Source organism: Sulfuriferula multivorans (genome assembly GCF_003851125.1).
GTDB lineage: Bacteria > Pseudomonadota > Gammaproteobacteria > Burkholderiales > Sulfuriferulaceae > Sulfuriferula > Sulfuriferula multivorans.
Genome location: NZ_BGOW01000062.1, coordinates 1 through 12,507 on the forward strand (window position 1 = coordinate 1; position 12,507 = coordinate 12,507).

Sequence of the window (12,507 nt, forward strand, 5' to 3'; positions counted from 1 at the left end):
AAGGCCGCGTTAAATCGGTTCACGATCATGTTCGATGAGCGCATGCCGCAGCTTTAAACGATTTCCCGTTTACACAAAATCGCGGATACCCCCCGTTGCCCGACCCAGTCCTTACTACACCAGCCATAACAACTGCCAGCACGCTTCATCATCACCCTCACTTCGCTTTTTTCATCTCTGGCATGCCGTTTTGAATGGCGCTGCGCGGCATGGCATCGGGCTCCACCCACCGGTACAGACCAAACTCATCGGCCTGTATCGACACCCAGACAGCGGGAACCAATGAGATATTGGGTCATCTTACTGTTGGATTTTTATTCCGCGAATCAGGAGGTTTTATGCAAGAAGTTGATCAGGACGTCCGGATTAAACAGGTATTAACCCAGGCCAGGGCTTTACCAGAAGATCCGCAAAAAGAACAGGTGGTGTTATGGAAAGTGTTTCGCAATGAGGACGAAGCACTGGAATATTCTCATCACATTCTGCTGGAGCCCGATCAGAAAATCGTGGGCGGTCACGGAACTGATTCGGTCGGCGCATTTTTTTGGCTGGGAATAGAAGTGGCAGACCTGCAAGCATGGGGGAATACACAAGCCATACAATTGACCGACCCTTTTGATAGCACCGATCCCAAAGGCCAGGGACGCGGGCCTGGTACAAACTAGCTTGGCGGGACATAACCCTATATCCCATAGCATCTGGATCATGGACATTTAGTGCCTTTTAACGTAGCTTTGTCAGGCTCTTATCCCTGTATATGGGCATTTCATTACTTTAAAAACAATCGGAGGTTTCCTGTGCGCCACTTCATTCGTTCCATAGTCTTATTACTTGTATTTTCTTGCGGCGCAGCCATTGCGCAAACGGCAACTACGGTTTCAGAACCTGCAAAAACGGGCGGTTTTAAAGTACTGCTCGAGGTCAATAGTGCAGACCCGACCACCTGGAATAATGCTGTCAGCAATGCGACTCAGATCATGCAGGTTGTCGGAATGGACAAAGCACAAGTAGAAGTGGTGGCATGGGGTGCGGGCATCAAGATGTTGGCTAAGGGCTCACCGGTAGCTGAGCACGTTCAAAGCTTGTCTAGTTATGGCGTTTCATTTGTGGCTTGCGGCAATACCATGAAAGCGCTACATATGTCACCCAAGGATCTGATCGCCGGTGTGACCGTCGTTCCAGGCGCCATTGGTGAAATTGTTAAACGGAACCATGAAGGCTGGACACAAATCAAAATGTAACCTGAAAGGCCGCCATATCATGAGGCGGCCTTTTTCTTTTCTGCCTGTTGAAGCACTTCGCTACCTACACAGACGGCAATCCGGTTTTTAACTGCGCAAACTCAGCACTGGCCACGCTTGCCTGATTGCATGGGCACGCAGCGTATCATCGGGATCCACCGCCACCGGATGGGTAACCAGATTGAGTAGCGGCAAGTCATTCAACGAATCGCTGTAAAACCAGCTCTGCTCAAAGTCGCCCAAGGTCTTGCCGAGGCTGGCCAGCCATTCATGCAGACGCACAATCTTGCCTTCGCGGAAGCTGGGTGTACCCGCCACGCGACCAGTGTAAACGCCGTTAACCAATTCGGGCTCGGTGGCAATCAGATGCGAGATGCCGAAAGCGCGCGCGATGGGGGCGGTAACAAAACTATTGGTGGCAGTAATGATTGCAACGAGGTCGGCATCGGCCAGTTCGCGCTCAACCAGCGCCTTCGCAGCCGAGGTCATGATAGGCAGAATTTTTTGCAACATGTAATCGGCGTGCCAGGCGTCGAGCTGGGCGCGTGCGTGGCGCGATAACGGCTTTAGCTGGAAATCGAGGAATTCGTGGATATCCAGCGTGCCCGCCTTGTATTGCTCGTAAAACGCATGATTGCGCGCCGCATACAGCTCACTATCCAGCACGCCCTGCTCAATCAGGAATTGCGCCCACTCGAAGTCCGAATCCCCGGCCAGCAGGGTGTTATCGAGATCGAACAGAACGAGTTTCATAATGTGCTCCAGGATTTTAACCCAGCCGAGTATAGCGTAAAATTGCTCGTTTACTTCGCTCCGCCCGATCTCTCCAGATGAACTTCACCAATGCCCTGATTCCACACTCCTGGCTGCTCGTTTCGCTGCTGTTATTTGCTGCGGTGCTGGCCAGGGCACTGTTCGCCGCGCCCTGGGGAGTGCTCAAAAAACCCGGGGTGTTCAATCTGCTGCTGGGGGCCAGTGTGGCCGTGCTGGCGTTCTGGCAGATCAGGGCAGGCATCCAGCCCGGATTGAATCTGCATCTGCTGGGCGCCACCGCGCTCACCCTGTTGTTCGGTCCCTGGTTTGCCATTCTCGCGTTGACGCTGACGCTGTTACTGTCCACGGCCTGGGACGGCACCTGGCAAGCTTTTGCGCTGAACGGCCTGCTCATGGTGGTGCTGCCGGTCACCGTAAGCTGGTGGATTTACCGGCTGGTGGACAGCAAACTGCCCAATCATTTTTTTATCTATATTTTTTTCAATGCTTTCTTCGGAGCCGGGATAACCATCGCGGTGATGAGCTTTGCCGCAAGCTGGACCCTGGCGCTGGCGGGAGACTATCCATTCGATTATCTGCTGGGAAATTACCTGCCTTACTATCTGTTGATGGCCTGGTCGGAGGCGATGACCACCGGCATGATCATGACGGTACTGGTGGCCTACAAACCCCACTGGGTCGCCACTTTTGACGACAAGCACTACATAGACCGCAAGTGATGCAGCCTGACATCGTCGCGCCCCGCTTCTGGCAGCCGGCCGCCCTCAACTATCCGGAGGCGCTGCCGGTATCGGCGCACCACGATGAAATCGCCACAGCCATCCGCACTCATCAGGCGGTGATCGTGTGCGGCGCCACCGGTTCGGGTAAAACCACACAGTTGCCGAAAATCTGTTTGCAGGCCGGACGTGGTGTGATCGGCCGCATCGCCTGCACGCAGCCGCGCCGCATTGCCGCGCGCACGGTGGCGGCACGGCTGGCGCAGGAACTGGGCACGAACCTGGGCGAAGGCGTCGGCTACAAGGTGCGCTTCACCGACCAGGTGCGCAATGACACCGTGATCAAGGTGCTCACCGACGGCATGCTGCTGGCGGAAACCAGCAGCGACCGCGATCTGCGCGCCTACGACACCATCATCATCGACGAGGCGCACGAACGCAGCCTGAACATCGATTTCCTGCTCGGCTACCTGCGCCAGTTGATGGCACGCCGCCCAGAGCTGAAAGTCATCATTACCTCGGCCACCATCGACGCCGAGCGCTTTTCCAGACACTTCGGCGGCGCGCCGGTGATCGAGGTATCCGGGCGCACCTACCCGGTGGAAATCCGCTACCGTCCGATCGAGGCGCCGGAACGCGCGGCAGACGCCGCCAAGCCTCGCGAAACCGACGAAGAGCGCCAGACCCAGGCTATCCTCGACGCCACCGACGAACTGGCGCGGCTGGGCGAAGGCGACATCCTCATCTTTTTGCCTGGCGAGCGCGAGATCCGCGACCTTGCCGAAGCGCTGCGCAAGCATCATCCGCCGCATACCGAAATCCTGCCGCTGTTCGCCCGCCTTTCAGTGCAGGAACAGCAGCGCATTTTCCATCCCGGCAATGCGCGCCGGATAGTGTTGGCCACCAACGTGGCGGAAACCTCGCTCACCGTGCCCGGCATCCGCTATGTGATCGACCCCGGCCTGGTTCGCCTGCTGCGCTATTCGCCGCGTACCAAGGTGGATCAGTTGCAGGTCGAACCGGTGTCGCAGGCTTCCGCCAACCAGCGCGCCGGACGCTGCGGCCGGGTGGCGGCCGGGGTGTGCATCCGGCTGTATTCTGAACTCGAGTACAACGCGCGCCCGGCGTACACCGACCCGGAAATCCTGCGCACTTCGCTGGCCGGAGTGATTCTGCGCATGTCTGCATTGCGCCTGGGCGCAACAGCGGATTTCCCGTTTCTGGATGCTCCCGCGCCGCGCCTGATTGCCGATGGCTACCAGTTGCTGGAAGAGCTCAATGCCGTCACCGACCAGCGCCGCCTGACGCCGATCGGCAAACAACTGGCCAGACTCCCGCTCGACCCAAAAATCGGTCGTGTGCTGCTCGCCGCGCAACAGTCGGGTTGCCTCGCCGAAGCGCTGGTGATCTGCGCCGCGCTGTCGGTGCAGGATCCGCGCGAGCGCCCGCCGGCGCAATCCGGCGCCGCCGACGACCGCCACAAGGCCTTTGCCGATGAGCATTCCGATTTCATCGGCATCCTCAAACTGTGGCAGTTTTACGATGAGGCCTTGAAGCACAAGAAATCCAACCGCAAGCTCATTGATGAATGCCGTGAGCACTTCCTCAATCCGCAGCGCCTGCGCGAGTGGCGAGAGGTGCACGGCCAGCTTGCCAGCATGGCCAAAGAGATGGGACTGCGCATCAACGAAGAAGCCGCCAAATACGAGGCCATCCATCAGGCGCTGCTGGCCGGTTTCCTCGGCAACATCGGCGTGAAAATGGACGAAGGCGGCTACCAGGGTGCGCGCGGCATCAAGTTCCACATCCATCCCGGTTCCGCACTGGCGAAAAAATCGCCCAAATGGGTGATGGCGGCAGAGCTCACCGAAACCACGCGGCTGTATGCCCGCACCGTCGCCAGGATCGAACCCGAGTGGCTGGAATCCGTCGCCGCGCACTTGTTGAAACGCAATTATTTCGACCCGCACTGGCAGAGGAAAACCGCCCAGGTGTCGGCCTTCGAGCAGGTACAGCTGTTCGGCCTGACCATCGTGCCGCGGCGCAGCGTGCATTACGGCAGCATCGACCCGGTGGAGAGCCGCCGCATTTTCATCCGCAGCGCGCTGGTGGCAGGAGAGTACGACACGCGCGCGCCGTTCTTCGCCCACAACGGTCAGCTCATCGAGGAAATCGTCGAGCTGGAGCACAAGGCGCGACGCCAGGATGTGCTGGTCGACGAGGAGCGCCTGTTCGCGTTTTTCGATGCGCGCATCCCGGCCGGGATCTTTAACGGCAGCGGTTTCGACCAATGGCGGCGCGACGCGGAGCGGGAAAATCCGCGTCTGCTGTACCTTTCCCGCGACGACCTGATGCGCCACGGAGCGGAGTCGGTGACCGCGGACTGGTTTCCGCAGGCACTCACCATTGATGCCATCTCGTTACCGCTGAGCTATCGCTTCGAACCCGGCCATCCGCTCGACGGCATGACGGTAACCATACCGCTGGCGCTGCTCAATACCGTGCCGGGTTGGCACTTCGACTGGCTGGTGCCGGGCATGTTGCGCGAAAAACTCACCTGGTATGTCAAGGCACTGCCCAAGCAGCTGCGCCGCGTATTCGTGCCGGTTCCGGACAGCGTCACGGCATTGATGGAAACACTGGCCCCGACCCGAGCACTGACCGAAGCGCTGGCCGGCGCGTTAACCCGGCGCAGCAGTTTGAAAGTGAGCCCGGCGGACTGGACGGATGCGCCGCCCCCACATCTCCGCGCCAATTTCCGCGTGATCGACGGCAATGGCCGCGAGCTGGCATCCGGGCGCGATTTGATCGCGCTGCGCAAGCAACTGGGCGAAGCCGCGCAATTGACTTTCCGCGCGCAGGATACGACGTTTGAAAAAACCGGTTTCAAGCGCTGGGAGTTCGGCGACGTCCCGGAAGAACTGCGCTTCGACCGCGCCGGGCAAGCGGTTACCGGCTACCCTGCCCTCGCCGACGACAAGGACAGCGTGGCGTTGCGGCTGTTCGATACGCGTCAGGCGGCAGAACGCGCGCACCGTGCCGGGCTGACACGCCTGTTCCGCCTCACCCTGACCGAGCAATTCAAATTCCTGGAAAAAAACCTGCCCGATTTTACCCGGCTGGCGCTGGCCTACCGCAGCCTGGGCGATGCCGACAGCTTGCGCGAGGAACTCATCCGCGCCATCGCCGAGCGCGCCTGCCTGGGCGATGACGAATTGCCGCGCACGCAAAAGCAGTTCGAGGCTCAATTGTCCAAAGCGCGGGCACGACTCAAAACCGTGGCAGATGCCCTCTCCCGCACGGTGGGGCAAGTGCTGGACGAGTACACCCAGATTCTGGGCAAGCTCAAGGCGCCGTGGCCGCACGTCGTGAAGGACATTCAGGATCAATTGTCGCATCTGGTTTACGCGGGCTTTATCAGCACGACCCCGTGGACGCGCCTCCAGCATCTGCCACGTTATCTCAAGGGCATCAATGTGCGCCTGTCCAAGCTGCCCGCACGGCTGGAACACGACCAGCGCCACACCACTGCACTCATCTCACTCACCGCGCAATACCGCGCGCGCCTCGACAAGCACCGCAAGGCCGCCATCGACGACCCCGCGCTGGACGAATTCCGCTGGCAGCTGGAGGAGCTGCGCATTTCCTTATTTGCGCAGGAACTGAAAACCCCGCAACCGGTATCGGTTAAGCGCCTGCAAAAACTGTGGGAGAATGTATTGCACTGAGGAGGTTTAATGCATCCGATTGCCCGGCAACTGAATATTCCCAATAGCATCACCCTGCTGCGCCTGATCCTGGTGCCGGTAGTCGTATGGCTGCTGACCGTGGGTTATTACGACTGGGCATTGTGGGTGTTTATCGCGGCAGCATTGAGTGATGCATTGGACGGATTTCTCGCCAGGATCCTCGACCAGCGCACCGAGCTGGGTGCCACCCTCGACCCCATCGCCGACAAGCTCATGCTGCTCTCCACGCTGGCGGTACTGGTGTGGCTGGCGCTGCTGCCGGGCTGGCTGCTCGGCGCCATTGTGTTGCGCGATGCGGTGATCATCGGCGGCGCGCTGGCCTACCGGCGCCGCGCCGGACATCTGGAAGTCGCGCCCACCTGGCTGGGTAAACTGCATACCCTGCTGGAATTCGCACTAGCTGGACTGGTCATCGCCGATGCCGCCGGCACCCTGCCTTTGACTCCCTGGTTATTACCATTGTTTTATCTGGTGCTGTTCACCGCGCTGACATCCGGTGCGCAATATGTCTGGCTGTGGGGGCGCAGGGCGGCAACGCTGTGATCTGAAATCTTGTACTCACTTGCTGCAGAATCGAGTAGGGGACGGAGTTGCCCCCGTCGCCCTCTCACACCACCGTACGTGCGGTTCCGCATACGGCGGTTCATTAAACATGCTGGAAGCGTCGCTGAGTGTCCAGCAACGAAACCAACCCCAGTACGTCAAAGAAGCGTTTTGGATAGGCCGCGTTCATATGGCTCGCTCCGGCGTTCCACCAAGGGCCGCGTCCGTTGCTTGCCGATTTCCATGCTCGCGTCTCATCCACACCTCGCGCTTGGAGTCGCTTATTCCGGGTGGCCGGTCGCTTCCATTGCCGCCATAGCAGACAACGCAGTTTGCGCCGAATCCATCCGTCAAGTTCCTGCAACACACCTTTCACCTCGGTCAGCCGAAAGTAGGATGTCCAGCCACGCAGCACCGGGTTAAGCGCTGCTATCGTTTTGTCGAGATTGCGCGAGGCATTCCCGACGACGATTTCACGCACTCTGTCTTTCAATCGCTTCAGACTGCTGTCAGCAATTTTAAGGCGTGGCTGCTTGTGCCAAGTGACACTGTAGCCCAGAAACTTTCGCTGCCAAGGCCGCGCGACGGCGCTTTTGCCCCGATTCACTTGAAGCTTCAATTTCTTCTCCAAGTAGTCGGTGATCGCCTCCATCGCGTGCCGTCCTGCCACTTCGCTTTTGACGTAAATGTTGCAGTCATCGGCATAACGGCAGAATCGGTGTCCCCTGCGTTCCAGCTCACGGTCTAAATCCGTCAGCAGGATATTCGATAGCAGTGGCGACAGTGGCCCGCCTTGCGGCGTGCCTTCCGTTCTCGCGCTAACGATCCCTTCCGACATCATGCCCGCTTCCAGATAACGCCGAATCAGCTTCAATACCCGATCATCATTGACTTGCCGCGCGATCCTCGACATCAGAATGTCGTGGTTCACCCGATCAAAGAATTTCTCCAAATCGAGGTCAACCACCCAACGGCGGCCTTCCCCGATATAGCTCTGCGCTCGTTGCACCGCTTGCCATGCATTGCGGCCCGGTCGGAACCCGTAGCTATGTTCGGAGAATTCAGGCTCGAATTCAGGTTGCAGTACTTGCAGTAGCGCTTGCTGGATCAGGCGATCCAACACCGTCGGGATGCCCAGTGTGCGTACCCCGCCATTGGGCTTGGGTATGTCCACTTTGCGGATCGCCGCCGGTATGTAACTACCTGCCAGAAGTGCTGCCTTGACGCTTGGCCAGTGCTGTTGCAGCCATGCTTTGAAATCGGACACAGTGAGTCCATCGGCTCCCGCTGCGCCCTTGTTCCGCATGACCCGCTCATACGCTCGCCAAAGGTTGCTACGTTCGACCACGGCGTCCATCTGCCGCAGCCCTTCCGCTTTCGTTTGCCCATCCGCCGCCGTGCCTATCTCGGCACCCAGCCCGGCCATTGACGAAATCCGTTCGTCTTTCTCCGTGCTGGGCGCAGTTGCCTGCTTTGTTGCTTCATCAATTTGCATCGAGGTCGAATGTCCTAATCGCGTTGTTCAATGTTCAGGCCTTCGGTCAGGGCTCTTCTCGGATCGTACCGCCTCGTCCTTGACCTACTATGCCTTCTGCTGACTTCTGCATGCGCATCCCCGCACCTCTCGATGCCGGTAGCACAAGGCACGCATGCAGATCTCCCCGGGTATTGCGCACCCACCTTCACGCTTATGCCTGTCGGATCTACGTCGTAGCGTTCCGTACAAGTTTCGGGCTTCGATGATATTGGACATCTCACCCCGCTACGCCGCCTCATATCCGCTTCCTGTTCGTCAGGCCAGCGCTTCGCTTTCGGCTTCCTCCAGATTTCCAGTCGCCCAGAACACCCTTGCCGTTCAGCTAACTCTTCCCCTTGCCGGGCGAGTAGAGGACTTACACCTCCAAGTAAGTGCGCCCTGCCGGGCGCACCAATAAAAAAGCCGGGCAGCTTGCGCCACCCGGCTTCAAATGATCTGCAACGAATCAGTTGAGGATCAGAATTTCCACGCGGCGATTTTCTGCACGACCCGCAGCCGTCTTGTTGCTGGCTATCGGCTTGGCTTCACCGAAACCTTTGGTGGTCATACGGCTGGCGGCAACACCTTTGCTTTCCAGATAATTTTGAACCGTCGCGGCACGACGCTTGGATAGACCCATATTGTATTTCGCTGTACCGATGCTGTCGGTATACCCGGCGATTTCCACATTGATATCCGCATAGGTTTTCAACATCTCGGCATCTTTATCCAGCTTGGCCTTGCCGCTGGGACGCAAAGTAGCCTTGTCGAAATCGAAGTTGGTGCCTTCCAGGATGATCTTGGTCTGCGGTGCTGGACGTTCCATGGCCGGCTGCTCGACCGGAGCGGGTGCAGGTGCCGGAGTTGGCTCAGGAGCGGGGGCTGCCATAGGCTCCGGGGCCGGCTGCGGGGCCGGCGGTGTCGGTTTCGAACCCAGCGGGATCATCAGTCCGACAGTAGCAATCCAGTCGCCCGGATTCACACCGTTCATGTCATGAATGTAGCGGTAACGCACATCGCCGCGCACGGCAATGTCCTTGATCCACTTCATGGCACCCAGGCCGGCGTTAGCTGCCCAGTTGGTTTCGGAAATGCCTGGCGCACGCGTCTGGACACCGCCTACCCCGACCAGCGCATACGGAGAGAAGCTGGCGTTACGGTTAAAGATGTACAGCGCATCCAGGCCCAATCCGGTGTTCTTGAGAGTGCCAGCCCCGTTCTTGATATTGTATTCGGCGTAGTTGCTGTTCAGTTCCAGATTCCAGTTCTGGCTGATTGCTTTACCGACTCCAAGACCAAAACCGAAATCATTGTCGATCCCTTGCTTGTGGTACCAGTCACTGTCGGTAACGGTGTAATTGACCGACGGGGTCAGATACAAACGCGTATCCAATTCGGCGGCCAGCGCGTGACTTGCAACGACTGTACAAGATAGCGCGGCCAGGGTGCGGGTAATGCGGGACATAGTGTTCTCCTCAAGTCATAAAGTGTCATACAGATCGCGAGCCATTACTTACTTATGTTATTCATAGCATGCATAACAGCTTTTGCAATTTAGCTTGTTGAAGCCCGATATTCTGTGCGTTAGCGCACTTATGCCAATTCGCAATAGATTAAGGAGAGCAAGGCGGCGAGGATGAGGCGACTAAGACAGTACAATCAGTACGGCCAGGAACCGAAGACGAAGCCAACGCGGTTATCGGTTTTATTGCGAATTGGAATCAGGCATCCGGAGACAGGTGATCTACCTATTCAGTCCATACGGGGTTGGCATGTTCTTCACAAAACACCGGGATCAAAACCTCACCGCTTTCCTGAATCTTCATGCGCGCTGACCATTCTGCTCACCGTCGAGTAGTGGACGCCGAAGTGCCGGGCGATCGCAGCCATCGTGTGCTGGCCTGACCGGTACGCGCGCGCCATCGCCTCGTTGCGGTCGTAGCGCTGCTCGAAATCAGCCAGGGGCCGGGTCCGCCCGCGCCGCTGCGCACGCGGGATTTCATCCAGCGCCGGTTTCTTTTCGATTTGCATCTGCATCTTTTTCACGAAGGCGTCCGAGCCCAGATAAATCTGACCCTGCAACTGTGACCATATGCTCGGCAAGCGCGCACCTTCATGCACGAACGCCACGTATTTCCGGATCGCGCGGGTGCGCTGCCGCGCGAATTGCGCCAGTATCCAGTCGGTCTGCAACCACTCCGGCGCAGGCGCCTGAGCGCAGGTGGCGAGGTAGCTGCTCCACGGCCACGCTTCCAGCCGCTTCACCATCCCGGCGCGCAGCGGATTGAGCACGACGTAGCGCGCCAGTTCCAGCAGGTAGCTGTCGCGTTCCACCAGGATGGCTTTGTACCGGCCCTGAAACACATGCCCCACCCGTCCGTGCAGGCGGTTGAAGCGTTGCGTATACACCCCGTTGAGCTGGCGCATCCCCTGTGCCAGGTTGGCTTCCGGCGTTTCAATCAGCAGATGATAGTGATTGCTCATCTGGCACCAGGCGTGGCACACCCAGTTGAAGCGCATGCAGATCTGCCCCAATACTGCCAGCCAGGCTTCCCGGTCAGCGTCCGACAGGTAAATATCCTCCCGGCCGTCACCGCGCGAGGTCACGTGGTAAAGACTGCCTGCCAGTTCGAGTCGTAAGGGGCGTGCCATGGGAGGAGTATGGCAGAGGGGGATGTGTTAATGCAAGACCTGACCCCGGCTCTCTATGACCCCGGCTCTCTCTCAGACCTGACCCCGGCTCTCTCGAATGTAGGGTTATGCAACATGGGTTAGCTGCTCAAGTAGTGAAGTTGCGAGTTTGCGAGGGCCGCGACGGTGTTCGTTGGAACTGGCGGCCTCAACGCACGCTTCAATGAACAGCTGGCCGACAGTGCCAGGAACAGGAAGACCAAGAGCCTCTCGCATTTCAATGCAAGCGGTGGAGGATTGAAACAGCGCCTCTCCCTGCTTGGATAAGAGATGCGTTGGAAGGGCACTCGGATTGAACTGGGAATTCGTAAACACAGGCTCTCCAGATACGACCACCTCGGGAAGGATTTCAAGCAAGGAGCTACGGAGCGTGCTCTCTGCTCCGCGTAATATTCGCTCCCCTTCGGCTCGGTGTTCACGTTTCATGTTGCATAACGTTCAAGGTGACCGGCGCTGCGCGGCTTCATCGCGCAGCGTCCAGAGAGCGAAGCGAACGGGGTCGACCGCCGGGTTGGGCATCTCGTCAGACGTGACCGGCTTCGGCATGCAACTTCAGTCCAAGTGCACCGATGACTTTGAGGATGGTGTCGAAGTCTGGGCTACGCTCACCGGATAGCGCCTTGTAAAGACTTTCGCGAGACAGCCCCGCGTCACGCGCGACCTGTGACATACCTTTGGCGCGAGCAATATCGCCAAGTGCTTTGGCAATGAATGCAGCATCCCCGTCGGCTTCTTCAAGGCAGGCTTCAAGATAGGCGGCCATTTCCTCTGGCGTTCTGAGGTGTTCGGCGACGTCATAGCGAGTGGTAACGGTCTTAGTCATGGTTGTTACTCCGAAAGATTGCGTGCGAGGCGCAATGCAGCCTTGATGTCTTTGGCCTGGGTGGTCTTGTCGCCACCCGCCAGCAGAATGATCAGTTCTCGCCCTCGCTTCTTGAAATACACCCGGTAACCGGGGCCGTAGTTGATTCGCAACTCCGAGACGCCTTCGCCAACCGGTTCGACATCTCCGGGGTTTCCAGCGGCGAGCCGTTCGATCCTTGATTGGACGCGCGCTCTCACCTGGAGATCGCGCAAGTCGTCGAGCCACTGAGCGAAGAGGACGGTTTTGCGAATTTCAATCATGCAGCCACTGTAGTCACGCGGCTACACATTGTCAATACCATGCGCGCTGTCCTGAGATGCCCAACGAATGAAAGGGACTTCCCCGTCCCGAGGCAGCGGAGAAGTTTCCGCGAACGGCAACCAGTGCCATGATGGAATTTCGATCATTT

General features: G+C 58.4%; 11 protein-coding genes. 5 read left to right on the forward strand and 6 right to left on the reverse strand.

Annotated features, from left to right (window positions below; all coding sequences use genetic code 11):
- Positions 1–194 precede the first annotated feature (194 nt).
- Positions 195–665 (forward strand): hypothetical protein, encoded by a 471-nt coding sequence (locus tag EI185_RS17425; RefSeq protein ID WP_124706416.1) that lies wholly within the window; start codon positions 195–197, stop codon positions 663–665.
- A 132-nt stretch (positions 666–797) separates the two neighbouring features.
- Entirely contained in the window at positions 798–1,241 is a 444-nt protein-coding gene (locus EI185_RS17430; RefSeq protein WP_189836457.1) for a DsrE family protein, read from the forward strand.
- Positions 1,242–1,328: 87 nt separating this feature from the next.
- Here the strand turns inward: EI185_RS17430 and EI185_RS17435 are convergent, their stop codons facing one another.
- Positions 1,329–1,994, reverse strand: coding sequence for a histidinol-phosphatase (locus EI185_RS17435; protein ID WP_124706418.1), 666 nt, complete (start codon positions 1,992–1,994; stop codon positions 1,329–1,331).
- A 77-nt stretch (positions 1,995–2,071) separates the two neighbouring features.
- Here EI185_RS17435 and EI185_RS17440 point away from each other — a divergent pair, with 77 nt between their 5' ends.
- From EI185_RS17440 to EI185_RS17450, 3 genes are read left to right on the forward strand one after another with little or no spacing between them, the layout of a single operon-like run.
- Positions 2,072–2,734 carry an energy-coupling factor ABC transporter permease gene (locus EI185_RS17440; protein ID WP_124706419.1) on the forward strand — a complete coding sequence of 221 codons (663 nt, stop codon included), beginning with the start codon at positions 2,072–2,074 and terminating at the stop codon, positions 2,732–2,734.
- Positions 2,734–6,462, forward strand: a complete 3,729-nt coding sequence (hrpA, locus tag EI185_RS17445; protein ID WP_124706426.1) for an ATP-dependent RNA helicase HrpA — start codon at positions 2,734–2,736, stop codon at positions 6,460–6,462. The genes EI185_RS17440 and hrpA overlap by 1 nt, the downstream gene beginning before the upstream one ends.
- 9 nt (positions 6,463–6,471) lie before the next feature.
- Entirely contained in the window at positions 6,472–7,026 is a 555-nt protein-coding gene (locus EI185_RS17450; RefSeq protein WP_124706420.1) for a CDP-alcohol phosphatidyltransferase family protein, read from the forward strand.
- Between the two features lie 103 nt (positions 7,027–7,129).
- Here EI185_RS17450 and ltrA read toward each other — a convergent pair whose 3' ends face one another.
- From ltrA to EI185_RS17475, 5 genes are all read right to left on the reverse strand, one after another.
- The gene (gene ltrA, locus EI185_RS17455) at positions 7,130–8,521 is read right to left on the reverse strand and encodes a group II intron reverse transcriptase/maturase (protein ID WP_124706421.1); all 1,392 of its coding nucleotides are present in this window, start codon (positions 8,519–8,521) and stop codon (positions 7,130–7,132) included.
- A 487-nt stretch (positions 8,522–9,008) separates the two neighbouring features.
- The gene (locus tag EI185_RS17460; RefSeq protein ID WP_124706422.1) at positions 9,009–10,007 is read right to left on the reverse strand and encodes an OmpA family protein; all 999 of its coding nucleotides are present in this window, start codon (positions 10,005–10,007) and stop codon (positions 9,009–9,011) included.
- Between the two features lie 338 nt (positions 10,008–10,345).
- Positions 10,346–11,194 carry a transposase gene (locus tag EI185_RS17465; RefSeq protein WP_124706423.1) on the reverse strand — a complete coding sequence of 283 codons (849 nt, stop codon included), beginning with the start codon at positions 11,192–11,194 and terminating at the stop codon, positions 10,346–10,348.
- A gap of 562 nt (positions 11,195–11,756) precedes the next feature.
- Positions 11,757–12,056, reverse strand: coding sequence for an addiction module antidote protein (locus tag EI185_RS17470; protein WP_124706424.1), 300 nt, complete (start codon positions 12,054–12,056; stop codon positions 11,757–11,759).
- Positions 12,057–12,061: 5 nt separating this feature from the next.
- On the reverse strand, positions 12,062–12,358 hold the full coding sequence (locus EI185_RS17475; protein ID WP_124706425.1) for a type II toxin-antitoxin system RelE/ParE family toxin: 297 nt from the start codon (positions 12,356–12,358) through the stop codon (positions 12,062–12,064).
- Between the last annotated feature and the right edge of the window lie 149 nt (positions 12,359–12,507).